Genomic DNA, 24469 nt, shown 5'->3' with positions numbered 1-24469 from the left:
CTCAGCTTGCCGCGATCTTCGTTTTCGCCCTGTCCCGATACCGTTCGACCGCAGCGACATCGCTTTCGGCTTCAAGCATCAGCATCAGAGAATGCAACTGTTCCAGATCGCGCAGCTCCACACTGATCTGCAAACGGTAAAAATCCGGTTTGCGGTCCACAAATACAAGGTTCGAGATATTGGCCTTTTTCTCGCCGATCAATGTGCAAATACGACCCAGCACACCGGCATCATTACCTATTGTTAGGTCCAAAGTAGCGCCATAGACTGCGGGGTGGGTTCCGGAATGCCAGTGCAAGTCAACCCATCGCTCAGGCTGTTCTTCGAATTCAGACAATCGATCGCAATCCATCGCGTGTACTACAACACCTTTGCCACGGTAGGTAATACCGACGATACGCTCACCTGGCAGCGGTTGGCAGCACGACGCCCGCTCAAATCCTTGCCCCGGCTCAAGTCCGATCACCGCGCGACGCAAGGGAATCGCATCGCCTTCATCTTTTGCAAGTTCCGGGTACACGGCCTCTATCACTTCATGCGCAGTCAACTCGGCGCTGCCCAAACGAGCCAACAGCTCTTTGCTGTCTTTTAGACGCAGATGCTTTGCAGCTGTGTCCAATGCCTTGTCGGTAGCTTTTCGACCGACGTTTTCGAAACCGGCACGTGCCAGTTCCCTTCCCAGTTTGATAAAGCGTTTACGGTCAACTTCTCGCAAGGCCCGACGGATGGCGGTACGGGCTTTACCGGTAACTGCAATTTCCAGCCATGTGACCTGCGGCGTTTGACCGTCTGCAGTGATGATATCCACCGACTGACCGTTTTTAAGACGAGTCCACAGCGGCACCCGAATGCCGTCCACTTTCGCCCCTACGCAGGCATGGCCGATACGTGTGTGAATGGCATATGCGAAATCAATTGGTGTCGCTCCACGCGGTAATTTAACGACGTCGCCTTTTGGGGTGAAACAGAACACTTGGTCCGAATACATCTCAAGCTTGACCGCTTCGAGAAAATCTTGGTGATCCTCTTCGCTGTCAAACTGCTCCGTTAGGCTCGATATCCACTTTGCAGGGTCCACGGCGAAAGGGTTTTCTGAACGCACGCCGTCCCGGTAAGACCAATGTGCAGCAACACCCGTTTCAGCGACGTCATGCATTTGTCTGGTACGTATCTGAACTTCGACCCGCTTTCCGTCACGGCCTGATACTGTGGTGTGAATGGACCGATAGCCATTCGACTTTGGTTGACTGATATAGTCTTTGAAACGTCCCGGCACCGCGCGCCATCGCTGATGGATCGCGCCGAGAGCCCGATAACAGTCTTCTTCCGACCCAGTGATAATACGGAACCCGTATATATCAGACAGTCGCGAAAAACCCTGATCCTTTTCCTGCATCTTGCGCCAGATCGAATAGGGTTTTTTTGCTCGACCGAACACCTCGGCCTCGATACCAGACTTTTCAAACTCATGACGCATGTCACCGGTAATCCGGTGGATCACATCCCCAGTTTCCCTTTGAAGCGTAATGAACCGGCGAATGATCGATTGTCTGCCCTCTGGATTAAGAACGCGAAAAGCCAAGTCTTCCAACTCTTCACGCATCCATTGCATGCCCATGCGGCCAGCAAGCGGCGCATAGATATCCATCGTCTCGCGGGCTTTAACCACCTGTTTTTCAAGCCGCATCGCCCTGATCGTGCGCATGTTATGCAAACGGTCAGCAAGCTTTACGAGAATTACCCGCAAATCTTTGGACATTGCCATAAACAGCTTGCGAAAATTCTCAGCCTGCTTGGTCTCTCGGCTAGAAAGTTGCAGATTGGTAAGCTTCGTGACGCCATCGACCAGCTTGGCGACTTCGTCGCCAAACAACTCAGCTACTTTACCATAATTGGCCTTGGTGTCTTCGATTGTGTCGTGCAGCAAAGCAGTGATGATAGTCGCATCATCCAGACGTTGCTCTGTCAGTATGGCAGCCACGGCAACCGGGTGGACGAAGTAAGGCTCGCCTGAGTGCCGAAACTGTCCATCATGCATCTGCTTACCGAACTCATAGGCCCGGGCGATGCGTTCCGCGTTAGTTTTGGGGTTGTAGTTGCGGACCAGCGCAATCAGGTCGTCAGCAGAAATCATCCGGTCCGCACCTTCGTAGTTTGGGCTTACCCCTGGCCCTGCGCCTCCATCAGAGCGCGCAGGAGCTTTTCTTCGGACATGTCATCATCAACGGGTTTGTCCGATTCGGCCCCCATCAAAAGCGCCATCTGATCTTCTTCAGGCTCATCGACCTCGATCTGGGTCTGGTTGGCTTCGATCAGCCTCTCACGCAGTTCGTCCGCGCTTTGGGTTTCGTCAGCGATTTCACGCAATGAAACAACGGGGTTCTTGTCGTTGTCGCGGTCCACGGTGATCGAGGCACCAGCGGAAATTTCGCGCGCTCTGTGGGCGGCAAGCATAACCAGTTCGAACCGGTTCGGGACCTTGTCTACACAATCTTCAACCGTAACGCGGGCCATGGGGTGCTCTCCGTAATTGAATCCGTGGCAGGAAGACGTTTATCTAAGGCCGATTGTCCGCCTTGACAAGCGAGAAATGCCCTAATTTCTCGGTTCACAAAGGTACAATAGCTGCAACATCTTCGTCGGGAAGATCCGCAATCATATCAAGAACCGTTTTATCCAGCACCGGATGGTGCCATTCTGGGTCAACATCAGCCATCGGCACCAACACAAATGCTCTGTCCTGCAGACGGGGATGCGGCAAGATAAGACGTTCCGGAACTTGCTGAATCTGCGCTGAGGCAGGCAAATTCCTCCAATGATCGTATTCACTCTGGTTGGGCAGCACTAAAGCGTCCCAGCTGACCAAATCAAGGTCCAATGTACGCATACCCCATCGCAGAGAACGCTCGCGCCCGAACTCTCTTTCGATATCGTGTAACACCCCCAGTACCGTGTCCGGAGTTAGATCTGTTTCCACCGAAATGGCGGCGTTAACATAGTCTGGCCCAGCGCCCGCGGGAAAACATGGTGTCGAAAAAAAGCGACTCTGGGACCGAATCACCAAACCCGAGTCGCGCATAGCAATGATTGACTGTTCAAGGGTTTCCCTTGGCCCATTTCCTCTCAACTTGAGATTTGCACCAAGCGCTATTACCGCTTTTGAGCATGTTTTTTGCATGTTTTACCCCATATTCAGTCCAGAGCATACTTGCGATAAAAGCCAGAACATCTATTTTTAGATACACCATCGCTCCGACCAAATTTTTTACACTCACGGATATCACGGCGCGATGGCTTATACCGAAAGGGACTATTTATGTTTTATAAGGACGAACGGCTAGCGCTGTTCATCGACGGCTCGAATCTTTATGCGGCCGCAAAAGCTCTGGGTTTTGACATAGACTACAAGTTGCTGCGTCAGGAATTCATGCGCAGAGGTAAACTCCTCAGAGCCTTCTACTACACAGCGCTTCTGGAAAACGACGAGTATTCTCCTATCCGTCCGTTGGTTGACTGGCTGCATTACAACGGCTTCACAATGGTCACCAAACCGGCCAAGGAATACACCGACAGTATGGGGCGTCGGAAAGTCAAAGGAAATATGGATATCGAATTGACCGTTGATGCCATGGAGCTGGCACCGCGGGTCGATCATATCGTGCTGTTTTCGGGTGACGGGGATTTCCGCCCGCTTATAGCTAGCCTGCAACGTCAGGGCGTACGGGTTTCCGTCGTCTCGACGATACGCAGCCAACCGCCCATGATCTCAGACGAGTTGCGCCGGCAAGCCGACAACTTTATCGAACTGGAAGACCTTCGCGATGTCGTTGGACGACCTCCTCGGGAAGAGCCCGAGGAAGCGCGCGGTATGATGGCTGCAAACGGGGAATAAACAAGCCCGTCGCTTTCGCTAAAAATTTAGAAAAGATGCGGTCAGGTTCCGGGGAGAACCTGGCCGCATTTCATTAACGATAATCACCTTCTGAAATACAGATTAGTTAACAGTCTTCTGTATCAAAGAAATGACAGGTTCGGGATCACTGGACCAATGGATGCAAAAGCCTTACGTGTCCCTTTCAAGGAGACACCCATGAGCAAGCCGCAACTAACACTATACTTGGCTGCCCCGCGTGGTTTTTGCGCAGGGGTCGATCGCGCCATCAAGATCGTTGAAATGGCGTTGCAGAAATGGGGCGCCCCGGTCTATGTACGCCATGAAATTGTCCACAACAAATTTGTGGTGGACGGGCTGAAATCTAAAGGCGCGGTGTTTGTTGAGGAACTCGATGAATGTCCCGATGATCGGCCTGTGATTTTTTCCGCCCATGGCGTTCCCAAATCAGTTCCTGCAACTGCAGCACAGCGCCAGATGATCTTCGTTGATGCAACTTGCCCGCTGGTTTCAAAAGTTCATGTCGAGGCGCAGCGACACTCGGACGCGGGATTGCAAATGGTCATGATCGGCCACAAAGGGCACCCTGAAACAATTGGCACAATGGGGCAGTTGCCCGAAGGCGAAGTGCTGCTGGTCGAAACGGTCGAAGATGTGGCCAATGTGGAAGTACGCGATCCGGAAAAGTTGGCCTTTGTGACGCAAACCACTCTGTCGGTTGACGACACAAAGGACATCATCGCCGCGCTGGAGTCGCGGTTTCCGGCGATTGTTGGTCCCCACAAAGAAGACATCTGCTATGCCACGACAAATCGGCAAGAGGCTGTCAAAGCTGTGGCACCGAAATCCGACGCGCTTTTGGTCGTCGGCGCACCGAATTCCTCGAACTCGCGCCGTTTGGTCGAAGTTGCGTCGCGCGCCGGATGCAACTACGCCCAGTTGGTTCAGCGCGCCACAGACATAGATTGGCGGGCTCTAGAAGGGATAAGTAGCATCGCGGTGACTGCGGGCGCGTCCGCGCCCGCAGTTTTGGTGAACGAAGTGATCGACGCCTTCCGCGATAGGTTCGATCTCAGCGTGGAATTGGTCGAAACCGCTGTCGAAAATGTAGAATTCAAAGTGCCGCGCGTTCTGAGGCAACCAGTGTGAGTGGTATACCCAAATCACCGTTGATATTAGGACTGGCCGGGTTGATTCCATTCATTTGGGGCGCCCTGACCTTGATAAATGGAGACCTACACGACTGGGGCACGCGAACATTCGGCGCCCGTTTTGTAGGCCCTTATGTGCAGCTTTTTTACGGGTCGGTTATTCTCAGCTTTATGTCGGGGATTCTTTGGGGCTTTGCCACAAAGACGTCAGGCGGGAAGGCGACCACATGTTACGTACTTTCCGTTCTTCCGGCGCTTTGGGCGTTTTTCACGACAGGGGGCGGACCAGTCAGCGCCGCGATCAACCTAATCGTTGGCTTTGCCGCTCTTTTGTTGCTGGACGCGGTGTTTTGGTATTGGGGGCTGGCCCCTCGCTGGTGGATGAAGCTCCGCATCCTTTTAACCGCGATCGTGGTTCTGTGCTTGTCTGTCGGAGTATACCTATGAGCGACCAAGATACGATTTCCGTCTACAACGCGCAGGCCGCCCGCTACGCTGCGTTGACGGATGAGGACAATTCCGCCGATCCGCAATTGACCCGTTTCATTCAATCCGTCCCCCAAGGCGGCACGGTGTTAGATATTGGCTGTGGTCCGGGGATGTCGGCAGCGGTTATGGCGCAGTCAGGTTTGAAGGTTGAAGCCATCGATGCATCAACGGAAATGGTTAAACTGGCAGCCAAGCACCCCGGCGTAGTTGCGCAGCAGGCAGCGTTCGGTGAACTCGATGCAACAGAGAAATATCATGGCGTCTGGGCCAATTTTAGCCTTTTGCACGCCAATCGCCGCGATTTCCCAAGACACTTGGCAGCAATTCATAAGGCGTTGAAACCGAATGGCGTGTTTTATATTGCCATGAAGCTGGGCCAAGGGGATGGCCCGGACAGGTTGGGGCGATACTACTGCTACTACAGCGAAGACGAATTGAAGCAAATTGTCCAAGATGCAGGCTTTACCGTGATCGAGAGCTATCTTGGCAGCGGTACCGGGCTTGATGGATCGGTATCTGACTGGATCGGACTGGCCACGCATGCCTGATCTTTTTGCTTATACAGATGGCGCGTGTTCAGGTAATCCCGGACCGGGCGGCTGGGGCGTTTTGCTGCGTGCATTAGATGGAGAAACCTTAATCAGAGAGCGGGAATTGAACGGCGGCGAGGCGGAAACAACCAACAATCGAATGGAATTGCTGGCCGCGATAAGCGCACTTGAAATACTCGACCGCCCCACAACGATTACCATTGTCACAGACAGCGCCTACGTAAAGAACGGCGTCACCGGTTGGATTTTCGGGTGGAAGCGCAACGGATGGAAAACCTCAAACAAAAAACCGGTTAGAAACGTCGACTTGTGGCAAAGGCTGGACGAGGCCCAAACACGACATAACGTTACGTGGAAATGGGTTAAGGGACACGCGGGACACCCCGAAAACGAGCGTGCCGACGAACTGGCACGCGCGGGCATGGCACCGTTCAAACCAAAAAAGGCCAAAACGTGAGCGGGCTGGCTCTGCTGGATTACGCCTCTGTTCTGGTCTTCGCGTTGACCGGAGCGCTGGTGGCGAGTCGCGCGCAACTCGACCTAGTGGGCTTTGCCTTCATTGCCTGCCTGACCGCTGTGGGCGGCGGTACAGTTCGTGACCTATTGCTGGATAGGCACCCAGTGTTCTGGGTCGATCAGCCAGCTTACATTCTGATCGCATGCGCCGCTGCCATCTTGGTATTCTTCACAGCACACCTTATGGAAAGTCGCTACAACTGGCTGATCTGGTTGGATAGTTTTGCCTTGTCCATTGCTGCTGCGGCCGGTACCGGCGCTGCCTTGTCCTTAGGGCAATCGGGGGTGATTGTTGTTCTGATGGGCGTTACGACAGGTTGCCTCGGTGGATTGATGCGGGATGTTGTGTGCAACGAAGTTCCGTTGGTTCTGAAACAGGGTGAGCTATACGTATCCTGCGCGTTTGCAGGCGCATTAACCGCAGTTTTCGCGACGCGGCTTGGCCTTGAAATTCTTCCGTCGCTTGGACTGTGCGCTCTGATTTGCTGGGCACTCCGGGCTGGATCTCTGATGTTTGGTTGGCGGTTGCCGGTCTATAAAGGCCGCCCGCCACGCACATAAACGAAAACGTCATTCATCCAAACCTACTTAATCTGATTGAATTATGTGAGGTCAGTAACAGCGTCGCTTCACAAAACCTCGATGTTGAAACAGCGTCTCCACGTAATAGTGCTCTGGTAGCATCCGGCTGGACATATCCGTTTTCAGATAGCAATCGCCGTGAATTGCAAACTGATGCCTGCGAAAACTTTCACTGCTGGAGAGTATCTGTAGTCTAAGTAACCCAACTGGCGGAGAGGGGTACTGCACATCTTTGATACAGCAATTGCTTTTACTGAATAGGCGACGACTAGAATTTAAGTTGGCTCAAAGTTGCTTCATCTCAAGTAAAACGGGGTGCATTGGATAACCGACGCCGAAGCCCATCAGTTGACCAGGAAATCCGGGCGTGCACCTCAATACATTAGTGCCGAAAAACATGGCCAATAAGAAAGTGTTTCTCAGCGGCGCAGGTATTTCTGCCAAATCCAGATCACCAAAAGCGCACCTAATACAGCACCTATAAATCCTGACAACCACCCCATAACGGTGACCAAGGTTCGGAGCAGGAGTCCTCCGACCAACGCGCCAACGATGCCTATTAACATAGTTGTGGGAATATCAGCTTCGATCCGCATTAGACGTGTGGCGAGGAAACCTGCAGCCGCACCGATTATTATCAAAGCTACTACGGGCATCTCACTTCCTCCAATGCGTTGGTACGATAATCAAGGCACCGATTGACGATAAAACTGCATCCAGACCAGGTGGGCCAAAACTAATTCCGAACATGATGCGAACGAAGTAAAACAGAAATGCGCCGCCAATACAGATTATGATCGATTGTAAATACCCATTTCGAGTAAATCCTGTCACCTCGGACAAATAGCTGACGATTCCAGCAATAACGACAGTACCCATCATGATCATGAACATGTGGCGTTACTCCACAGCAAAGCGACTGCCGACCGAGATTGGCCTGCCCCGCAAAAAGGTTTCCCTATCCTGCGCCCCCTTGCCCGCCCGTTGCAAGCGCAGCAATTCAATGGCTCCTTCACCGCAGGCAACGGTAAGGTTTTCGCTTAAAACTTCGCCGGGCTCGCCTTGCCCTTCTGCCATACGCGAAGCCAACAGCTTGATTCGTTCCCCGTCGATCTCGGTCCAAGCGCCGGGAAAGGACGACAACCCGCGGATTTGGCGATCGACTTCTACAGCAGGGCAGAACCAATCCACCCGTGCCTCGGCCTTGTCGATCTTGGCAGCATAGGTCACGCCCACTTTGGACTGCGGCTCAGGAATTAGGTCCGGCAACTTGCGCAATGCATCGACAATCAGCCTTGCCCCCAAAACGGACAAACGGTCGTGTAATTGGGCGGTCGTTTCTTCGATTCCTATTTCCGTCGCCTCGCGCAATAGAACCGGACCAGTATCCAGTCCAGCGTCCATCTGCATAATGCAGATACCGGTTTCCACATCACCGGACATGATCGCGCGATGGATTGGCGCTGCCCCGCGCCAACGCGGTAGCAAACTGGCATGTATATTCAAACAGCCGTGCACAGGCGCGTCCAGTATGGCTTGGGGTAAGATAAGACCATAAGCAACTACCACGGCGACATCAGCATTCAACGCCGAAAAGGCGGACTGCTCGGCAGGTGATTTAAGCGAAACTGGGTGACGGACGTTCAGGCCCAATTCTTCAGCCCGCGCTTGAACCGGATTTGGCCGATCTTTTTTGCCACGCCCTGCAGGACGAGGGGGCTGGCAATAGACCGCCAAAATTTCGTGCGCGGCTTCGACCAACGCCTCAAGAACCGGCACCGAGAAATCAGGTGTTCCCATAAAAACTATCCGCATCGGCCCCTCCACTTCTTGGGTTTCACCCCATCTTTTTGGCTTTTCGTAGCAGCATGTCGCGTTTCACCTTGCTGAGACGATCAAAGAACATTCTACCGTTCAGGTGGTCGATCTGGTGCTGGACGCTTGTTGCTTCGATCCCAACGAAGTCGCGCCGATCCACAATCCCGTGTTCGTTAAGAAACTTGACCGTCACGGCACGAGGCCGTTTTACCTTGGCCGATACACCCGGCAGGTTCGGACTGGCCTCTTCATGCTCTCGCAATTCGACTGAACTGTGGAGGATTTCAGGGTTCGCCATACGAACCGCCCGACCACGTTCCGCAGAGCCGTCGACCACCGCCAGCCTCAGCATCACTCCGATCTGAGGCGCAGCCAAACCAACACCCGGCATAGCCTCCATCGTGTCAATCATATCATTCCAGATGGCTTTGACATCGTCATTAATCGCGGCCACTTGCTGTGCTTTTGTTCGAAGACGTTTGTCAGGCCATGGAAGGCACGTCCTAACCGTCATGTGCGGGCCTGTTCGCGCTTCAGCTTTTGCATCTTTCGCGTGATCATCTGCCGTTTCAACGGTTTGAGATAGTCTATGAACAGCTTACCGTTCAAATGATCGATCTCGTGCTGAACGCACGTTGCCCAAAGGCCATCAAAGGTTTCAATTTGCGCCTTACCGTCACGGTCCATCCACGCCACTTCAACCACTTTGGGTCGGGTCACTTCCGCATATTGATCCGGGATGGAAAGACAACCTTCTTCGTAGACATTGGTTTCGTCCGAGGCAGAAATTACCTCGGGATTGAACATGACCAAGGGGCGTGGTGCCTCGCCTTCTTCTTTGACACAATCCACCACGATCAATCGGTCAAGTACACCTATCTGCGGCGCGGCCAGTCCGATACCTGGCGCGTCGTACATCGTCTCCAACATGTCATCAGCCAAAGCGCGCAACGCATCAGTAATGTCGTCAACCGGCGCGCACACCTTTTTCAGTCGGGGATCGGGGTGGATGAGGATTTTACGCTTCATAGGGTTGATTTAGGGCAATGCGCACTAAGCCGCAACGCCCCCCTTGCACACAGCAGAATTGCGAGTAGCTTTCGGCCCAACAAATGGAGCAGATATGACTTTTAACGACCTGATCGACCGCCGGGGCACCAACAGTTCAAAATGGGATAAGATGGAGCAGCTGTATGGCGTATCGCCATCAGATGGGCTGGCCATGTGGACCGCGGATTCTGACTATCCCACCGCACCGTGTGTGATTGAGGCGGTTCGGAAAGCAGCCGAACTTGGCGTCTTTGGATATTCCTGGATTCATCCTGAGTATCTTGCATCAATCCAGTGGTGGATGAAAAATCGCCACGGCTGGGACGTCGACACCGACTGGATTCTCACTACACAGGGATTAGGCAACGCTATTGCACTGAGTATTGACGTTTGGAGCGAACCCGGCGACGGCATAGTTTTATTTTCGCCTGTCTATCATGAGTTCGCTCACAAGGTGAACAATGCCGAACGCAGGGTTGTCGAATGCCCATTGGTACGCGAGGGCGATACGTACGTTCTTGATTTGGAAGATGCGCAATCACGGTTGGATGGGACAGAAAAACTATTGTTGTGGTGCTCGCCACAGAACCCGTCAGGCCGGGTGTGGACGCCCGAAGAGTTGAGAGCCGTTGCGGAATTTGCCGAACGCAACGGGCTGATTCTGGTGTCAGACGAAATTCATCACGATCTGGTATATCCGGGCAGCACTTTTGTTCCAATGGATATCGCGGCTCCAGACGCACGACCCTGGACTGTGTCACTGACAGCTGCTTCGAAAACTTTCAATATTGCGGGGCAGCGAACCGGGAACATGATCATTCCTGACGAAAAACTGCGCAAACAGATGCGGCATCGTCTGAAAACCCTTGATTACGACCCCAGCGCTTTGGGTGTTGCAATGATCACCGCCGCTTACAGCCCTGAAGGCGCTGAATGGGTCGACGAACAAATTGTTCATCTGCAGAGCAACTGCCGTCGGTTCGATGAAACGATTGCCAAAATACCTGGTCTTTGGTCGATGCCTTTGCAATCGACTTATCTCGCTTGGGTAGATTTTTCCGGCACCGGAATGGAACACGCAGAGTTTGTCCGGCGACTGAGACAAGATGCAAGGATCGCAACTTCGTCCGGCCCTGGTTTCGGCGCCGGAGGCGAAACGTTCGAGCGGTTTAATCTGGCCACTCAACGCGGGCGGGTTGAAGAAGCCTGTGCACGGCTAATGCATGCTTTCGGAGATTTGCAGTAACTCATACGCCGGGTGAGGCTAATCCTTGCCCTGCCTTTGCTGGTTTTGGGCAGGAGGATCGGGTGGCACGGATATAGTCCAAACCCACCTGCCCCGCGAATGATGCCTGAAGCCAGCCGCATTGAATATTTTTGATTGAAAATCAGCCGCTGGTTGACAGCTTCACTGGATCGAAAGGTTATGAAGCAAGCCAACTCTGTGCAGGGGTTCGCACCCAAAGGCGGCAAGGTAGTGGAAGGTAGCAATAAAATCCGGAAGGGACCTTTGGGATCGATCGCCGCAACCCGCAAAGCACGCTCCAACTGTCATTGGGCATTGACTGTCCACAGGCAGATGACACGGAACATGCCCGACAGGGAAACCACAATTCGGACGGCGACATCTTCATCCACAGGCGACCGAACGAAATTAGAGGAATTGCCCTGTCGTGTGACTCGACATCGGGCTGAATCACAATAGCCAATGCCGAAATGGCCCGATTGTTAAGTTTGAGGCCTAACCGACCAACCGCCTAAATCCGGCTCTAGTCTTCATATCCAAGCAAAGCAATCGGCGCATCCGGAGCGCGGTAAAAATCCAGTGGGGCTTTGTCCGCGCTTGCGGTGCTGCGCTTAAACTCGTAACTCATTTCGCCAGCACCTTCTTCGGCAGCGACGATCAAACACTGATACAAGTGATTTGCTCCGTCAAAAACATCGACCAACCCGCGCAAACGCGGCGTTGTTTCGGTCTCGACCGTAAACCCATCCTTCCACAATCTAAGAATTTTGTAGCTATTGTTTCCGACTTCAACCCGCAAGCGGCTCGCTTTTTTCAACGCAGCGATTCGCGCAGCATCCAATTCGGCGCGTATTTCCCTTGAAACATAGGTACTCATCAAAAATTCTCCGGCAGATCATTAACCATTGTGATCAGTAAATCGTAAAAATCCAGTGAAGCTATAAGGTGCAGGTTGGTTCCGAGATCGTGTTGTGAGGACATTTCGGGATCGCTGTGCGTTTGCGCAGGGACTATGCGCGTTCGCCAATGTAGGAAGTGGGACACCGTCAAGCTATTTGTAAAGCAACTTGAATGGAGGAATGAAATGGGCTTGCTCGTTGACGGAAAATGGCAGGATACATGGTATGACACTAAGTCCAGTGATGGGGCATTCAAACGCTCGGCCGCTCAGTTTCGTAATTGGCTGACAGAAAATGGCGACGCCGGCCCATCCGGCAAAGGTGGTTTTCGAGCTGAAAGCGGGCGATATCACTTGTATGTCAGCTACGCCTGCCCCTGGGCCCATCGCACTTTAATTTTTCGCGAACTCAAAGACCTAAGCGACCATATTTCCGTTTCAGTCGTTCACCCAGATATGTTGGATCAAGGTTGGACCTTTGAAATTGACGACCAAGGCGCGACAGGCGACACGCTCCACGGCATGGATTTTGCGCATCAATTATATACCAAGGCTGATTCTGAGTATTCCGGCCGAGTGACGGTGCCTATCCTTTGGGACAAAAAGACGAAAACGATCGTTTCGAACGAAAGTTCAGAAATGATCCGGATGTTCAACTCGGCTTTCGACGGGATTACCGGAAACAAAGATGATTATTGGCCAGCGCCGATGAGAACCGAGATCGAAGAGGTCAACGCACGCATCTATTCCAACGTCAACAATGGGGTTTACAAAGCCGGTTTTGCCACATCGCAAGAGGCGTATGACGCAGCCGTCAACCCGTTGTTCGATACGCTGGACTGGTTAGAAGGTCATCTTTCCTCAAATCGTTACCTCATGGGGGATCGCCTGACCGAAGCGGACTGGCGGCTGTTCACTACACTGATCCGGTTCGATCCAGTCTATCATTTGCATTTTAAGTGCAATCGGCGGCGGTTGATCGATTATCCAAATCTCTGGGCCTACACACGCGAGCTGTACCAATGGCCCGGTGTAAAGCCCACGGTGAACTTTCATCACATCATCCGGCACTATCACTATAGTCACGATAGTATCAATCCGAACCGGATTATCCCGACGAACCCTGTGTTGGATTATATGGAGCCGCACCGTCGCAGTCAGCGACCCGCTGCGTAATGTGCAACCATTGCCACCAGATCTTCTGGCGGCGTGCTGCTTTGGACGTAGGCGCAAGCGTTCGGACTGTGTGCAAATATCGAGCCATCCGAGAAGAAAGTGGTATTGGTCACAAAGATTACCCTTGTATTGGGGCGACGATAGCTTGCGAAGTCTGCCACAGCCAAGGCGCTTCCGGTTTCCAACACCAAATCCAGCACGATGATGTCAAAGGCTGTACCGTATAAGGCCAAGATCACAGCCTCTTGCCCGGCTACTAAAGTAACCTCTCCCCCCTGCCTTTCAAGATGCCTTTGCCAGAGCCCACCAAGGTCAGGGTTACTCTCAACAATCAATACTTTCATTTGCCACAACCTCGGCACTAGATAACAAAAAAACGGCGCCGACCCCATGATCCGTGATCCCGTGATTTTCTTAACAAATGGTTAACGATACCTGCAGCGAGCCCTTTTCACGCAGATTTGCTTGTGTAAATGGCGAAAATCCGCTTGAACCGCCTCTGCACCGGTATTTCACCAGAGGGACGCATGGCAGACACCATTGGCATTCTGCACAGACAAGCCGAGCGGGACCACGGCGGCGGTTTAGATCATGCCATTTCAGTCTATGGTGGTGATCGCACGGATTGGATCGATCTGTCGACGGGTATTAATCCACACCCTTATGACGTCGCGGGGTTGAAAAATAGTGATTGGACAAGTCTGCCAGACAACGATGCATTTAGCCGCCTGTGTGACGCCGCCAGATCGTTCTGGTCAATACCTGACAGCGCATCAATCTTGCCTGCGCCTGGAGCCTCGGCAATCATTGCAAGGCTACCGGCTTTGGCCCCTCCGGGACATGTTCGGATCACCACACCAACTTACAACGAACACGCCGCGGCATTTCTGGCGCATGGCTGGTCAGTGAAGGAAAGCAGTCCTGCTCAGGCTCGAGTGATTGTGCACCCCAACAACCCAGATGGGCGCATTTGGCAAGAGGCTGATGTAGATGCGCCCCTGACCGTGATTGACGAAAGTTTCTGCGATATTTGCCCCAACGCGACGCTGATAAATCAGACGGAAAGACCGGGCGTTGTTGTACTCAAGAGCTTTGGAAAATTCTGGGGACTGGCTGGTTTGCGGCTTGGTTTTGCGGTCGGACAGCCTGACTTGATCGCGCGGCTAAACGAACTGATCGGACCATGGGCCGTATCTGGACCCGCGTTAAGGATCGGCGAAAAGGCTTTGAGGGATGTGAAATGGGCCGAGGAAACCCGGACCAAACTCTCGTGTGATGCAGATCGGTTGGACAAATTGATTTGCGACAAGGGCGCCCGATTGCTTGGCGGAACAGACTTGTTTCGCCTGTACCATGTGAGTGACGCGACAGCGTGGCAATCCAAGCTGGCCCGCTCTCAAATTTGGAGCCGCATCTTCCCGTACTCGACGAATTTTCTCCGTTTGGGGCTACCAAATAAATGTGATTGGGACAGGCTGGAGGGCGCTTTGTGACCGGAGGATTCCTGCTGATTTGCGCCATGTGCTTGGACGCAATCGTAGGTGAGCCGGATTGGCTATGGTCACGCATTCGCCATCCGGCAATCTTAATCGGCGCAGGTATAGAGTGGCTTGATCGGAAATTAAATCTTGGCGCTCAGCGGAGGGCCAAGGGACTACTGGCTCTAACTCTACTGGTCGTAGGCTCATTGATATTGGGTAAACTGCTTTCTTTGCTTGGACCGGCCATAGAAATCATCGTCTGCGCCATCTTGCTGGCCCAGAAATCGCTTGTGATACATGTTCGGGATGTAGCGGTCGGGCTGTCGACGTCTCTTCCCGCCGGGCGGGCAAAAGTCGCCATGATCGTGTCACGCGATACCCAGGACATGACCGAAGCCCAGGTTGCCAGATCGGCAATTGAGAGCGCGGCCGAGAACCTAAGCGACGGAGTGATCGCACCTGCGTTCTGGTTTCTGATCGCAGGCCTGCCCGGGTTGATAGTCTATAAGGCAGTCAACACAGCGGACAGCATGATTGGATATCGTAACGAAACTTACCGCGATTTCGGCTGGGCCGCCGCGAGGTTCGACGACCTGTTGAACCTGATTCCAGCGCGGTTGACCTGTGTGTTAATCGTAGCTCTGTCGCGCCGGTGGGCTTTTTGGTGCCAGATCGTCGCCGATGCACGCGGACACATCTCCCCCAATGCAGGCTGGCCCGAGGCCGCAATGGCCCGCGCGTTGAACGTAGCGCTGGCAGGGCCGCGCAGCTATGACGGAAAACTCCGTGACCTGGCTTGGGTAAACGGCGACGCCAACCGTGAAATCGGCGCGACGGAGGTTTTCCGCGCATGCGACATGCTTTGGAAGGTTTGGGGGCTTGCGCTTGGGTTGTTGTCGGTGTGGTTTAGTTTCAACCTAATAGTTTTAGAATGGAGCATCCAATGATGCGCATCCTCTCGGGCCTGCTGGCCACTACCTTGTTTGCCACCCCTGCCCTGGCGCAGTGCGGTGGCGATTTCGAAAGCTTCGTTGCAGGCTTGAAATCCGAGGCACTTGGGAATGGGTTCGACCAAGCCACTGTCGATGGCTTTTTCCAAGGGGTTCGGCAGGATGGTGCTGTGATAAGGGCTGACCGTGCTCAAGGTGTCTTTCAGAAACCTTTTATCGACTTTTCGCGGCGCTTGATCTCAGCCAACCGTATTGAACGCGGTCAATCTATGTCACGAAAGTACGATTCAGTGTTTGACCGAATCCAAAGTGAATATGGGGTATCTCGTGGTGTTTTGCTGGCATTCTGGGCATTTGAGACCGACTACGGCGCGGTGCAAGGCGATTTTAACACCCGAAATGCCTTGGTAACACTGGCGCATGACTGCCGCCGACCAGATCTGTTCCGTCCACAGATTTTTTCAGCGATCGAACTTTATGGACAGAACAACTTCGATCCCAATCGCACAACAGGGGCTTGGGCTGGAGAAATTGGAATGGTCCAGATGTTACCGCGCGACATACTGGAAAATGGCGTTGACGGGGACGGCGACGGCAAGGTTTCCTTGAAAACCTCTGCTCCGGATGCTCTGATGTCGGGCGCCAAGATGCTATCGCATCTGGGATGGCGACCGGGTGAGCCTTGGCTGCAAGAAGTTACTGTTCCCGCTCAAATGGACTGGTCGTTGTCCGGGCCGGGCAAACCACGGTCAGTTTCGGACTGGCAGACCATGGGTGTTCAGGCGCGAAGCGGGAATTTACCCGACTTACCCGCGTCGTTGATATTGCCACAAGGGCACAAGGGGCCAGCGTTTCTGGCTTTCCCCAATTTTGACGTCTACTTTGAATGGAACCAGAGCTTTGTTTACGTGTTGACGGCGGCCTATTTCGGCACAAGGCTGGAAGGTGCGGAAATATATAATGCGGGTAACCCAACTGAAGGTTTGTCGGCAGCTCAGATGAAGCAACTTCAGAGCAAACTGCAGGTGCGAGGACACGACGTTGGCAAAATAGATGGAATATTGGGGGCTGGCACACGGGCTGCAGTGCAAGCCGAACAAGCGCGGCTGGGGCTGCCGGCAGATGCTTGGCCAACTGTCGAGTTGCTAAACCGGCTATAAGAACGAGGCTATCTAAGCGACCTCTTCTTCAACGCCAAGCCGGGCTGGAACGAAATCGTGAACTTTGACTACTGATCCTTCTGTCTCAATCGCGGTATCGGGGTTAACCTCGAACCAGTCGTGACAATTGGCATCCAGAGGTTCTGAGGAAATGATAACACCGCTTTTGCATGTTCTGTAATGCAAGCTTGGCGCGTATCGATCCGAAGCATATCGGGCTGCAAATATCCGATTTCCGTCTGAACAGCAGGCCGCAAACCGGAGATATGGTGCCGAGCCCCGACGTTTGGACAGAGCTTCTACACGAGCGACCGCGCGAGCCATGGCGCCAACAGGGTCTGAATCCAAACCTTCACCAAGTGCGAGCAAAAAGATCGCCTCGCTTTCAGTCGCCCCCATTCGATGTTCATACAGTTCTGCTGGGATCATCGCATCCAACTCTTGCCTGATAAGGTCATGACCTCCTGCTTGACCGTTGTGCATAAAGCTCCATTTTGCCGCTCCGAATGGGTGGCAGTTGTTTCGTGAGGTGGCGGTGCCGGTAGATGCTCTTACATGCGCCAGAAACAGACTGGACCGCGTGTGATGGGCCAACTGTTTCAGATTGGCATCCGACCACGCTGGGTTCGTGTCTTTGTAAAAACATGGAGAGTGGCGATCAGAATACCACGCCATTCCAAAGCCGTCAGCGTTTATTGGCGTCTTGCCAATCAGCGCATTTCGGCTTTGGATGACAAGGGATTGCTCCTGTTCTAAAACGAGCTCATCCAAATAGCGCGGTTGTCCAACCCAAGCCAGAAATCGGCACATATGATTTGTCCCACAAAATATAGCGCACTGAGATGATTATCACGGGCTATGTGAGAATATGCCTCTATTAAAAGGCAAAGAAGGCAAAAAACCTATCAAACGATGCAGTCGATTTGAGCTTTTAGATCATTTACTCATCACGCACCGGAAAACGGTTGCCCATTTGATCAATCAAAATCAGCCGATCATCGCTAAAAACATAAAGGTCGCAGCGACCGAACCCATTTCGGTAAGATACGCAAACACTTCCATCCTCGGCGATCGAATATGTTCCAAAGGCAGACTCTCCGCTGGCATAGGTGTATGAATACGCCCCGCCAGCGGAAAATTTGGACTTGCCATTGTCATAGAAGGTCAATGTCCGACCTGCCAAAGCTTCCAGCTCCTCGGTCGACAATGGAATATCTCCGGGCTTAGTGGACCATTCGGCGGCCCAAACGGGGCAGGAAAACAGCAGAGTCACGATCAAGAAACGGGTCATGTCACTAGTCTAACCTGATCGGTTATAAACCTGACATAACATTGTGTTGATCGTTTAGGCGACCATCTGTTCGGCCTTGTTAAGGTCGACGGAAACCAGTTGGCTTACGCCTTGCTCCTGCATGGTGACACCAAAAAGACGATCCATTCGCGCCATGGTCACTGCGTGGTGAGTAATGATGAGGAATCGTGTATCGGTTTGCCGACACATCTCATCAAGTAAATCGCAGAAACGGGTTACGTTTGCATCATCCAAAGGTGCGTCAACCTCATCCAACACACATATCGGTGCTGGGTTGGCGAGGAACACACCAAAGATCAGCGCAGTAGCGGTCAGAGTTTGTTCCCCGCCAGAAAGCAGGCTAAGGGTTGACAACTTTTTGCCAGGTGGCTGGCACATAATTTCCAGTCCTGCATCTAGTGGGTCGTCGCTTTCAACCATAACCAAATTTGCTTCACCACCACCAAAAAGGTGTTTGAACAACATCGCAAAGTTCGAGTTCACCTGTTCAAACGCAGTCAGCAGTCGCTCACGCCCTTCACGGTTGAGGCTGGCAATCCCACTCCGCAGAGCTTTGATCGCCTCTTCTAAATCAGCTTTTTCACCGTTCAGTGTATCGAATTCTTCCTGAACTTCTTTCGAATCCTCTTCAGCGCGCAGGTTCACCGCGCCCATTGCGTCACGCTGGCGCTTATGCCGATTTACTTCTGCCTCTAATGCGTCGGCGGCAGGCATCTGGTCGGGGTTAACCTCCAGTTGGTTGAGCAACTGGTTCGGTGTCAACTGTTGATCCTCTGCAATTCGTTCAGCGGCAGCTGCGACACTCTCTTTGGCGGCATCGCACCTTGCTTCAGCAGCAGCGCGGGTTTCGCGGGCTTCGGAGGCCAAACGTTCTGCCTCACGCTCGGCCATCACAGCTTCACGCTGATGTGTTTCTGCCTCGGCCAACTTGTCGGCAGCTTCAACCCTACGTCCCTCAGCGGTTTCTATCAGTTCATTGAGTTCCTCGCGAGCTTCCGCTATTTCGCCTGGGGCGGCCATCGCTTCCGACAGCTCTTCTTCCGAACTTTCCTTACGTTGAGCAAGTTCAGAAATACGTTTTTCAGCCGTTTCCAGCCTGTGCCGCCATCCACTAAGATCTTTGGTTACCTCTTGTGCACGGCGGGTTCGCGCTTCGCCCTCGCGGCGCAATTCATCGTGAGTCGAACGGTGGGTCAGCATTGTGATCCGAGCTGCCTCAACCGTTTGTTTAATATCCTCAACCTTTGCGCGGGCGGTGTCCAGATCACCCAAACTGGTCAGCGCGGCCTCGGCTTCGCGCAACTGCGCACGGGCTGACATTGCATCTTCCTTGTGGCGTTCAACCGCCAGAGTAAGGGTCTCCAATTTCCCTTGCGCCAAATTACGGTCCGCTTCGGCCCGGCTAAGCTGTCGCGCGGTTTCAGCCATGCGCTGATCTGCAGCACGACGAGCTTCGCGGGCGCGGCGGTCTGCTTCTGTCACATCAGCCAATTTCTGCGACAATGCTTCGTGCGCTGCGCGTGCGCCATCCGCCTGCGCTTCGGTCCGAGCCAGTTCTTGCTTGAGAGCTTCTAATTTGTTCAATTGCTCCAGCCGCAGCGCGGCAGCGCTTGGCGCGTCTTCGGCCCAGGCGCGAAAACCGTCCCAGCGCCACAAATCCCCTAACTGAGAAACTAGCCTTTGGCCTGGTTTCAGCGATGCTTGAAGACGGGCACCCTGATCCGCATCGACCAGCCCAATCTGAGCGATCCTGCGGCTAAGGCGGTCAGGACCAGAGACATACAAAGCTAATGGTTCTGCCCCTTCGGGCAGAGGCTGGTCGCTGTCATATCCCGAAACCCGCACCCAGCCGGACGGCCCGTCGCCCTCGACCAAAGGCGCGCGCAAGTCATCAGCAAGTGCGGCACCAAGCGCTTTTTCATATCCGGGAGCCACGCGCAACAGGTCAAGCACCTGCCCGCCTTCTGCGGTGTCTCTTTCAACCAATTTAGCCAGTGCACTTGCTTCGGCGCGGATTGCGCCAAGCTCGCCTTCAGCCTCTGAACGCTTTGCGCGGGCTTCCGCCTCTCGTGCCTGAGTTTCAGAACGCATCTCGTCGGCAGTTGTCAAAGCTTCTTCGGCCGCCTCCGCGACCTCACGCGCCTGTTCTTCACCAGTTTTTGCAGTTTCAAATGCTTCACCAGCGCGGCTCAGCGTCGTTTCGGCCTCATCAACCGCGGAACGAGCCTTCTCTTCTTCTGCCTCGCTCCGTGCCAATGTCTTGCGACCATCTTCGACTAAACGCTGAGCAGATTGATGACGGGCTATAAGACGCGCTGTATCTTCCGTCTCTTGCGAAAGAAGATCTTCCCTATCCTGCAGAATTGAGGCGGCCTCGCGCGCAACTTCGGCAGCCTCCAACACTTTGTCTTCGTGGCCTTCGGCCGCCTTGGCAAGTTCACGCGCTTCCCATTCCAGACGCTCGATCATCTGGCCCGCATCACGGTTAAGGCCAGTCTCACGGTCAATATCGTTGCCGAGCTGTTGAATTCGACTGGTCAGAGTTTCAATCGTCTGGCGCGCGCGGGTTTCCTGATCGGTCAAAGCATCGCGTTGCACATGTTGGCGCTGAAGAACTGCGGCGGCAACGGCCTCTTCTTCGCGCAACGGAGGTAAAGTTTCTTCGATCTGGGAACGCCTGGCCGCGGCGGCTCTGGCCTCGGCTTCTGCTCGGGATGCTTCGGTGACCCGATCACGCAATTTTTCTTCGGCCTGCTGGCGGGCAATGTCCGCCTCTTTCCAGCGGCGATAAAGCAACATCCCCTCGGCCTTGCGCAATTGCTCGCCAATTTCTCGATAGCGAGCGGCCTGACGGGCCTGACGGGCCAGTTGCGCAAGCTGGGCACCCAACTGCTCCAGCACGTCATCAACCCGGGTTAGATTGGTCTCGGTGCCCTTTAGTTTAAGCTCTGCTTCGTGCCGCCTCTGATACAGCCCAGAGATACCAGCCGCCTCTTCCAAAATTCTGCGGCGAGCACGCGGTTTGGCGTTGATCAACTCGGCAATCCTGTTCTGCCCCACCAGCGCAGGCGAATGGGCGCCCGTCGAAGCATCCGCGAACAGCATTTGTACATCTCGCGCACGGACATCTTTGCCATTCGTTTTGTAGGCACTGCCGACGTCACGGGTAATACGTCGAACAATCTCAAGTTGGTCACTTTCATTAAATCCCGAAGGTGCAAGGCGATCGGAATTGTCCATCGTCAGGACTACTTCGGCGAAATTGCGGGCTGGACGCGTCGCGGCTCCGGCAAAAATCACGTCCTCCATCGCGCCGCCGCGCATGGATTTAGGACGATTTTCGCCCATTACCCAACGCAAGGCTTCAAGCAGGTTGGACTTGCCGCATCCGTTCGGGCCCACTACACCAGTCAGCCCATCCGCGATGATCAGATCGGTCGGATCAACAAAGCTTTTAAAGCCAGTCAGTTTGAGTTTACTGAAACGCAACGGTGGCTGTTCCTGTGATTCCTATGGTCCGGAAGTCTGCGCGTCACTTGGGCTCAAGTCAACGGACATACGCAGGATATGGCCCAAAGCCCTAAGTTATCCACAATATCTTGGCAAAATCACCCGGTTCTCAATAGGACTCGCACGCGAAAACCAAGTAATCCTATCTACCAAACTCGTTGCAATCGTAATTGGGGCGAGGGCCAACGGCATGCTACAAATACCCACCCAGTTCCTAATGACAGCCGATAATCCCAAGAATTGCTGCTGCGTCACCTAGAACTTCCAATATTGGACAGTTTAATATTTTTGGCCCCTGCAATCGCGGATCCTTCAAGCGGCTGGACGCAATAGGGTTATTGCAATCTTTATGCCTTACATCCGCAGTACTTCTCCGAGCCGCTGTATGCCCTCTTGTATCGTTTTCTCATCTGAATTCGAAAAGCTGAGGCGTAAGTTGTTGGCTCCTGTTTCGTCGGGGAAAAATGCTTGCCCGGGAACAAACGCCACCTTGACCGTTGCCAGTGCCCGCGCCAACAGAGTTGACCCATCCATTCCCTTAGGCAGAGTCACCCAAACGAACATCCCGCCTTCGGGTTTGGTCCATTGAACGCCCTCGGGCATAAATTGATCCAGTGCGGCCAGCATCGCATCCCGGCGTGACCTATACACTTGACGCAGCATTGGAATATGGGTCTCGAAACAAGCCTCTGCAACGCGATGCACTGCCATCTGGTTGATTGTAGCGGAATGCAGATCCGCAGCCTGTTTCATGAGAACCAGTTGCGAAATCACCGGTTTGGCAGCAACCACCCACCCAACCCGCAAGCCGGGCGACAGCGTTTTTGAAAAACTGCCGCAATAGATAGTCCGGCACTTTTCAAGCGACTGTTTGCGAGAAATTTCAAGCGCCAAAATCGGCGGAACGGGATCGCCATCATAGCGCAGCGCCTGATAAGCACCGTCTTCGATTACGGCACAATCCAATTCCTCAGCCAAGTTCAATAATGCTTCGCGGCCTCGCAAATCGACCGTTTCACCTGTCGGGTTGGCAAAATCGGGCGACAAATAGGCAAACTTTATATCTCCGGTCCCAGCCCGATACTCAGCTGCTCTACGATTGCCGTTGATACTTAGCCTGTCAAAACGCGGCTCGTATGCGTTAAAAGCTGCAAGGGCTCCCAAGTAGGTTGGCCACCCCACCAAAGCAGTATCACTGGGTGAAAGAAATAGCTTACCCAGATAATCAAGCGCCTGCTGCGATCCCGAAGTAATCAGGATGTTATCGATTCCGCATGAAACGCCAATTTGCTTCATGTGGTCTGCCAACCATTGGCGCAGTGGAACATAGCCCTCACTCACCGAATATTGAAGCGCTTGCGATTGATACTTGGGACCTAAGGCAAGCTGAAACGCCTGAGCGAATTCACTGGCCGGAAACAAAGCGGGGTCGGGGATGCCACCCGCGAAAGAAATAATGCCAGGCTGGTCCAGCAGCTTCAACAATTCGCGTATCTCGGATGCTTTCATCCGTGATGCACGGGTAGCGAACAGTTGGTCCATTGGCGTGTTCCTCTTTGGCCGTTTAACCTGCGCAAGCTACGAGAACGTTGTTTAAAGTCAATAATACTGACCTAATATTTCAAGGAAAGTGAATTCGGTTCATTGAACACGGTGTGGATACGTGGTCATATGATTTGACCAATTTCGCAGAATCCGGCCATGCCGTTCCAAAAAGTCCAGACCGAGAAACTTTCCCTAGCCGTTGTTAGACAGATCGAGCTGCTGGTCCTGCGCGGTATTTTGCGACCCGGTGAACGCCTGCCTTCAGAACGGGAACTCGCCGAAAGAATGGGTGTGTCGCGCCCTTCGTTGCGAGAGGCCATTGCAGATCTGCAGGAACAAGGATTGCTGACCTCAAAAGCAGGGTCAGGCATATATGTAGCAGAAGTGTTGGGTTCAGCATTTTCCCCAGCCCTGATCCGGTTGTTCAGCAGTCACGATGAGGCCGTGTTCGATTACCTCTCTTTCCGCCGCGATATGGAGGGGCTGGCGGCCGAACGTGCCGCGCGGATGGGATCAGATAGCGACCTGAAGGTTGTTCAGGCCATTCTGGACAAGATGGAAGCCGCCCATGACCGCAATGCTGCCGAGGAAGAGGCGCATCTGGATGCCCAGTTCCACATGGCCATCATCGAGGCCAGCCACAACGTGGTGATGCTGCATATGATGCGGTCGATGTTCGATCTGCTGCGGCAGGGCGTGTTCTACAACCGACAGATCATGTTCCAACAGCGCACCACGCGCGATGCCATTCTGGACCAACACCGCGCTATCAACGCCGCCCTGCAGGACCGCGACCCAAAAGGCGCGCGAGCGGCTGTTGAGCGTCACCTTAGCTTCGTTGAACAATGCATGGCAGACCAACAAAAGGCCCAAAAAAACGAAGCCGTAGCTCAACAAAGACTGCAACATGAAACGAGAGAAACCTGATGATTGGTTGGCATCTTCCCGGCACCTAGCTGTTATTTCGCGCCTTAACCCTAAGTTAGCCAAAGGCGCGTTGGTCGCCGCTTTGTTGTTTAAAGTAGAACCTTACTAGGCAGCACACCCATAAATTTCTGTTCATTCACATAGGCTTGTGATTCACTTTCGCAAAACAACAGGCGGGAGTGGGAAATTGGCGCGATCTGACATGAGCGATTTGG

At 53.5% G+C, this 24469-nt stretch carries 26 protein-coding genes; 12 read left to right on the top strand and 14 right to left on the bottom strand.

The features are described from left to right. Nucleotide 1 precedes the first annotated feature (1 nt). The 3 genes from AC2FNE_RS15765 to folK form a co-directional block, all read right to left on the bottom strand. Nucleotides 2–2134 (bottom strand): RelA/SpoT family protein, encoded by a 2133-nt coding sequence (locus tag AC2FNE_RS15765; RefSeq protein ID WP_170608408.1) that lies wholly within the window; start codon nucleotides 2132–2134, stop codon nucleotides 2–4. A 26-nt stretch (nucleotides 2135–2160) separates the two neighbouring features. Further along, entirely contained in the window at nucleotides 2161–2514 is a 354-nt protein-coding gene (gene rpoZ, locus AC2FNE_RS15760) for a DNA-directed RNA polymerase subunit omega (protein ID WP_170476872.1), read from the bottom strand. 94 nt (nucleotides 2515–2608) lie between these two features. Then, a complete protein-coding gene (gene folK, locus AC2FNE_RS15755) occupies nucleotides 2609–3178 on the bottom strand; it encodes a 2-amino-4-hydroxy-6-hydroxymethyldihydropteridine diphosphokinase (protein WP_170608410.1) in 570 nt (189 codons plus the stop codon). 138 nt (nucleotides 3179–3316) lie between these two features. Here folK and AC2FNE_RS15750 point away from each other — a divergent pair, with 138 nt between their 5' ends. From AC2FNE_RS15750 to AC2FNE_RS15725, 6 genes are all read left to right on the top strand, one after another. Next, nucleotides 3317–3892 (top strand): LabA-like NYN domain-containing protein, encoded by a 576-nt coding sequence (locus tag AC2FNE_RS15750; protein ID WP_170608412.1) that lies wholly within the window; start codon nucleotides 3317–3319, stop codon nucleotides 3890–3892. A 198-nt stretch (nucleotides 3893–4090) separates the two neighbouring features. Continuing rightward, nucleotides 4091–5041 (top strand): 4-hydroxy-3-methylbut-2-enyl diphosphate reductase, encoded by a 951-nt coding sequence (gene ispH / locus AC2FNE_RS15745; RefSeq protein ID WP_496805774.1) that lies wholly within the window; start codon nucleotides 4091–4093, stop codon nucleotides 5039–5041. After that, on the top strand, nucleotides 5038–5490 hold the full coding sequence (locus AC2FNE_RS15740) for a DUF3429 domain-containing protein (protein WP_170476864.1): 453 nt from the start codon (nucleotides 5038–5040) through the stop codon (nucleotides 5488–5490). The genes ispH and AC2FNE_RS15740 overlap by 4 nt, the downstream gene beginning before the upstream one ends. Further along, nucleotides 5487–6080: a class I SAM-dependent DNA methyltransferase gene (locus tag AC2FNE_RS15735; protein ID WP_170608416.1), complete on the top strand. Its 594-nt coding sequence runs from the start codon at nucleotides 5487–5489 to the stop codon at nucleotides 6078–6080. Before AC2FNE_RS15740 ends, AC2FNE_RS15735 begins: the two co-directional genes overlap by 4 nt. Then, entirely contained in the window at nucleotides 6073–6540 is a 468-nt protein-coding gene (rnhA, locus tag AC2FNE_RS15730) for a ribonuclease HI (protein ID WP_496805773.1), read from the top strand. The genes AC2FNE_RS15735 and rnhA overlap by 8 nt, the downstream gene beginning before the upstream one ends. Then, the gene (locus AC2FNE_RS15725; RefSeq protein ID WP_170608418.1) at nucleotides 6537–7160 is read left to right on the top strand and encodes a trimeric intracellular cation channel family protein; all 624 of its coding nucleotides are present in this window, start codon (nucleotides 6537–6539) and stop codon (nucleotides 7158–7160) included. Before rnhA ends, AC2FNE_RS15725 begins: the two co-directional genes overlap by 4 nt. A gap of 440 nt (nucleotides 7161–7600) precedes the next feature. On the opposite strand, the gene AC2FNE_RS15720 is transcribed toward AC2FNE_RS15725, so the two are convergent. From AC2FNE_RS15720 to def (AC2FNE_RS15700), 5 genes are read right to left on the bottom strand one after another with little or no spacing between them, the layout of a single operon-like run. Next, nucleotides 7601–7837: a GlsB/YeaQ/YmgE family stress response membrane protein gene (locus AC2FNE_RS15720; RefSeq protein ID WP_170476856.1), complete on the bottom strand. Its 237-nt coding sequence runs from the start codon at nucleotides 7835–7837 to the stop codon at nucleotides 7601–7603. Nucleotide 7838: 1 nt separating this feature from the next. Beyond that, entirely contained in the window at nucleotides 7839–8075 is a 237-nt protein-coding gene (locus AC2FNE_RS15715) for a hypothetical protein (RefSeq protein ID WP_496805772.1), read from the bottom strand. 6 nt (nucleotides 8076–8081) lie between these two features. Further along, entirely contained in the window at nucleotides 8082–8996 is a 915-nt protein-coding gene (fmt, locus tag AC2FNE_RS15710; RefSeq protein WP_496805771.1) for a methionyl-tRNA formyltransferase, read from the bottom strand. A gap of 22 nt (nucleotides 8997–9018) precedes the next feature. Further along, the gene (def, locus tag AC2FNE_RS15705; RefSeq protein WP_496805770.1) at nucleotides 9019–9513 is read right to left on the bottom strand and encodes a peptide deformylase; all 495 of its coding nucleotides are present in this window, start codon (nucleotides 9511–9513) and stop codon (nucleotides 9019–9021) included. Next, on the bottom strand, nucleotides 9510–10028 hold the full coding sequence (def, locus tag AC2FNE_RS15700; protein WP_170476848.1) for a peptide deformylase: 519 nt from the start codon (nucleotides 10026–10028) through the stop codon (nucleotides 9510–9512). Before def (AC2FNE_RS15700) ends, def (AC2FNE_RS15705) begins: the two co-directional genes overlap by 4 nt. A 94-nt stretch (nucleotides 10029–10122) precedes the next feature. Here def (AC2FNE_RS15700) and AC2FNE_RS15695 point away from each other — a divergent pair, with 94 nt between their 5' ends. Beyond that, nucleotides 10123–11295 carry a MalY/PatB family protein gene (locus AC2FNE_RS15695; protein WP_496805769.1) on the top strand — a complete coding sequence of 391 codons (1173 nt, stop codon included), beginning with the start codon at nucleotides 10123–10125 and terminating at the stop codon, nucleotides 11293–11295. 523 nt (nucleotides 11296–11818) lie between these two features. On the opposite strand, the gene AC2FNE_RS15690 is transcribed toward AC2FNE_RS15695, so the two are convergent. After that, nucleotides 11819–12172: a hypothetical protein gene (locus tag AC2FNE_RS15690; protein WP_170476844.1), complete on the bottom strand. Its 354-nt coding sequence runs from the start codon at nucleotides 12170–12172 to the stop codon at nucleotides 11819–11821. A gap of 207 nt (nucleotides 12173–12379) precedes the next feature. On the opposite strand from AC2FNE_RS15690, the gene AC2FNE_RS15685 reads away from it, so the two are divergent. Continuing rightward, nucleotides 12380–13369: a glutathione S-transferase family protein gene (locus tag AC2FNE_RS15685; protein ID WP_496805768.1), complete on the top strand. Its 990-nt coding sequence runs from the start codon at nucleotides 12380–12382 to the stop codon at nucleotides 13367–13369. On the opposite strand, the gene AC2FNE_RS15680 is transcribed toward AC2FNE_RS15685, so the two are convergent. Beyond that, nucleotides 13351–13713, bottom strand: coding sequence for a response regulator transcription factor (locus AC2FNE_RS15680; RefSeq protein WP_496805767.1), 363 nt, complete (start codon nucleotides 13711–13713; stop codon nucleotides 13351–13353). The genes AC2FNE_RS15685 and AC2FNE_RS15680 overlap by 19 nt on opposite strands. A 183-nt stretch (nucleotides 13714–13896) precedes the next feature. On the opposite strand from AC2FNE_RS15680, the gene AC2FNE_RS15675 reads away from it, so the two are divergent. Genes AC2FNE_RS15675 through AC2FNE_RS15665 form a run of 3 tightly spaced genes read left to right on the top strand, consistent with a single transcriptional unit; the run spans nucleotide 13897 to nucleotide 16960 of the window. Next, nucleotides 13897–14862, top strand: coding sequence for a threonine-phosphate decarboxylase (locus AC2FNE_RS15675; RefSeq protein WP_170608432.1), 966 nt, complete (start codon nucleotides 13897–13899; stop codon nucleotides 14860–14862). Beyond that, nucleotides 14859–15797: an adenosylcobinamide-phosphate synthase CbiB gene (cbiB, locus tag AC2FNE_RS15670; protein ID WP_170608433.1), complete on the top strand. Its 939-nt coding sequence runs from the start codon at nucleotides 14859–14861 to the stop codon at nucleotides 15795–15797. Before AC2FNE_RS15675 ends, cbiB begins: the two co-directional genes overlap by 4 nt. Further along, entirely contained in the window at nucleotides 15797–16960 is a 1164-nt protein-coding gene (locus AC2FNE_RS15665; protein ID WP_496805785.1) for a lytic murein transglycosylase, read from the top strand. The genes cbiB and AC2FNE_RS15665 overlap by 1 nt, the downstream gene beginning before the upstream one ends. Before the next feature lie 12 nt (nucleotides 16961–16972). On the opposite strand, the gene AC2FNE_RS15660 is transcribed toward AC2FNE_RS15665, so the two are convergent. The 4 genes from AC2FNE_RS15660 to AC2FNE_RS15645 form a co-directional block, all read right to left on the bottom strand. Beyond that, nucleotides 16973–17770: a class II glutamine amidotransferase gene (locus tag AC2FNE_RS15660; RefSeq protein ID WP_170608434.1), complete on the bottom strand. Its 798-nt coding sequence runs from the start codon at nucleotides 17768–17770 to the stop codon at nucleotides 16973–16975. 130 nt (nucleotides 17771–17900) lie between these two features. Next, on the bottom strand, nucleotides 17901–18251 hold the full coding sequence (locus AC2FNE_RS15655; RefSeq protein WP_496805766.1) for a hypothetical protein: 351 nt from the start codon (nucleotides 18249–18251) through the stop codon (nucleotides 17901–17903). A 54-nt stretch (nucleotides 18252–18305) separates the two neighbouring features. After that, nucleotides 18306–21761: a chromosome segregation SMC family protein gene (locus tag AC2FNE_RS15650; RefSeq protein WP_496805765.1), complete on the bottom strand. Its 3456-nt coding sequence runs from the start codon at nucleotides 21759–21761 to the stop codon at nucleotides 18306–18308. A 375-nt stretch (nucleotides 21762–22136) separates the two neighbouring features. Continuing rightward, nucleotides 22137–23324, bottom strand: a complete 1188-nt coding sequence (locus AC2FNE_RS15645; RefSeq protein ID WP_170608437.1) for an aminotransferase-like domain-containing protein — start codon at nucleotides 23322–23324, stop codon at nucleotides 22137–22139. A gap of 159 nt (nucleotides 23325–23483) precedes the next feature. Between AC2FNE_RS15645 and AC2FNE_RS15640 the strand changes: the two genes are divergently transcribed. Next, nucleotides 23484–24254: a FadR/GntR family transcriptional regulator gene (locus tag AC2FNE_RS15640; protein ID WP_170608438.1), complete on the top strand. Its 771-nt coding sequence runs from the start codon at nucleotides 23484–23486 to the stop codon at nucleotides 24252–24254. Nucleotides 24255–24469 lie beyond the last annotated feature (215 nt).

Source organism: Ruegeria sp. YKSD179, assembly GCF_059612885.1.
Note: the sequence above shows the minus strand (reverse complement) of the source record. Positions and strands in the feature narration are given on the sequence as shown.

Coding starts and splice junctions, on each gene's coding strand:
- AC2FNE_RS15765 (WP_170608408.1), bottom strand. CDS start 2,134: ATGATTTCTGCTGACGACCTGATTGCGCTGGTCCGCAACTACAACCCC.
- rpoZ (WP_170476872.1), bottom strand. CDS start 2,514: ATGGCCCGCGTTACGGTTGAAGATTGTGTAGACAAGGTCCCGAACCGG.
- folK (WP_170608410.1), bottom strand. CDS start 3,178: ATGCAAAAAACATGCTCAAAAGCGGTAATAGCGCTTGGTGCAAATCTC.
- AC2FNE_RS15750 (WP_170608412.1), top strand. CDS start 3,317: ATGTTTTATAAGGACGAACGGCTAGCGCTGTTCATCGACGGCTCGAAT.
- ispH (WP_496805774.1), top strand. CDS start 4,091: ATGAGCAAGCCGCAACTAACACTATACTTGGCTGCCCCGCGTGGTTTT.
- AC2FNE_RS15735 (WP_170608416.1), top strand. CDS start 5,487: ATGAGCGACCAAGATACGATTTCCGTCTACAACGCGCAGGCCGCCCGC.
- rnhA (WP_496805773.1), top strand. CDS start 6,073: ATGCCTGATCTTTTTGCTTATACAGATGGCGCGTGTTCAGGTAATCCC.
- AC2FNE_RS15720 (WP_170476856.1), bottom strand. CDS start 7,837: ATGCCCGTAGTAGCTTTGATAATAATCGGTGCGGCTGCAGGTTTCCTC.
- AC2FNE_RS15715 (WP_496805772.1), bottom strand. CDS start 8,075: ATGTTCATGATCATGATGGGTACTGTCGTTATTGCTGGAATCGTCAGC.
- fmt (WP_496805771.1), bottom strand. CDS start 8,996: ATGCGGATAGTTTTTATGGGAACACCTGATTTCTCGGTGCCGGTTCTT.
- def (WP_496805770.1), bottom strand. CDS start 9,513: ATGACGGTTAGGACGTGCCTTCCATGGCCTGACAAACGTCTTCGAACA.
- def (WP_170476848.1), bottom strand. CDS start 10,028: ATGAAGCGTAAAATCCTCATCCACCCCGATCCCCGACTGAAAAAGGTG.
- AC2FNE_RS15695 (WP_496805769.1), top strand. CDS start 10,123: ATGACTTTTAACGACCTGATCGACCGCCGGGGCACCAACAGTTCAAAA.
- AC2FNE_RS15690 (WP_170476844.1), bottom strand. CDS start 12,172: ATGAGTACCTATGTTTCAAGGGAAATACGCGCCGAATTGGATGCTGCG.
- AC2FNE_RS15685 (WP_496805768.1), top strand. CDS start 12,380: ATGGGCTTGCTCGTTGACGGAAAATGGCAGGATACATGGTATGACACT.
- AC2FNE_RS15680 (WP_496805767.1), bottom strand. CDS start 13,713: ATGAAAGTATTGATTGTTGAGAGTAACCCTGACCTTGGTGGGCTCTGG.
- AC2FNE_RS15675 (WP_170608432.1), top strand. CDS start 13,897: ATGGCAGACACCATTGGCATTCTGCACAGACAAGCCGAGCGGGACCAC.
- AC2FNE_RS15665 (WP_496805785.1), top strand. CDS start 15,797: ATGCGCATCCTCTCGGGCCTGCTGGCCACTACCTTGTTTGCCACCCCT.
- AC2FNE_RS15660 (WP_170608434.1), bottom strand. CDS start 17,770: ATGTGCCGATTTCTGGCTTGGGTTGGACAACCGCGCTATTTGGATGAG.
- AC2FNE_RS15655 (WP_496805766.1), bottom strand. CDS start 18,251: ATGACCCGTTTCTTGATCGTGACTCTGCTGTTTTCCTGCCCCGTTTGG.
- AC2FNE_RS15645 (WP_170608437.1), bottom strand. CDS start 23,324: ATGGACCAACTGTTCGCTACCCGTGCATCACGGATGAAAGCATCCGAG.
- AC2FNE_RS15640 (WP_170608438.1), top strand. CDS start 23,484: ATGCCGTTCCAAAAAGTCCAGACCGAGAAACTTTCCCTAGCCGTTGTT.